Source organism: Anabaena sp. CCY 9402-a (genome assembly GCF_963920945.1).
Lineage (GTDB): Bacteria > Cyanobacteriota > Cyanobacteriia > Cyanobacteriales > Nostocaceae > Trichormus > Trichormus minutissimus.
In genome coordinates this window covers 1-617 of sequence record NZ_CAWUDL010000212.1, presented here as the reverse complement: position 1 = coordinate 617, position 617 = coordinate 1, and the positions used below count along the sequence as shown (strand labels likewise).

Here is a 617-nt window from a genome sequence, read left to right as displayed (position 1 = left end):
CCTAGAGTGGTTATGATAAAATACTATAAATAAAATAGATAACTGCTCATATTTCTATCATAAAAAACATCTCAAAGCGAGTCTGGGGTAGAGATACAAAAATAATTAGAACTAGAAAATATAAAAAAGGTTGAGATAATAATTAGTGATTTAATAAATATGCCATCTAATCCCTTGCTGCACTTTATTACTAAAGTTATTAATCTTGAAGATATCAAGGTTATTAATTATGACTTTATCACTAATGATGAAATAGTCATAGAAGTCGAAAATAAGCTAAAAGTTGGTCAATGTCCACAGTGTGGAAATACAACTGATAAAATCCATCAAAATCATTGGTATACAGTCAGAGATATACCTCTGAGTGATTATCAAGTATTGTTAAAGGTAAATCGTCGGCAATTGAGATGCACAAAATGTCGGAAAGTCTTCAGTGAGTCACTCTCCTTTATAAAAACTAGAAGAACCTATACAAAAAGACTAGCGGTGAAAGTAATTAAGGAAGTATTAGAAACGAATGTAGAGAGTGCAGCCATCAGAAATAGAATGACAGCATCGGAGGTAGAAACCTTATTAAAAGAACAAGAAGCTGATTTACTCAAAGAAAAACCTCTTCA

The 617-nt window shown here is 31.3% G+C and carries 1 protein-coding gene; it reads left to right on the top strand.

Annotated elements, in window-relative coordinates; all coding sequences use genetic code 11:
* Positions 1 to 159: 159 nt before the first annotated feature.
* On the top strand, positions 160 to 617 hold a 458-nt coding region (locus ACM0OR_RS28335), incomplete at its 3' end, for a transposase family protein (protein WP_414579734.1).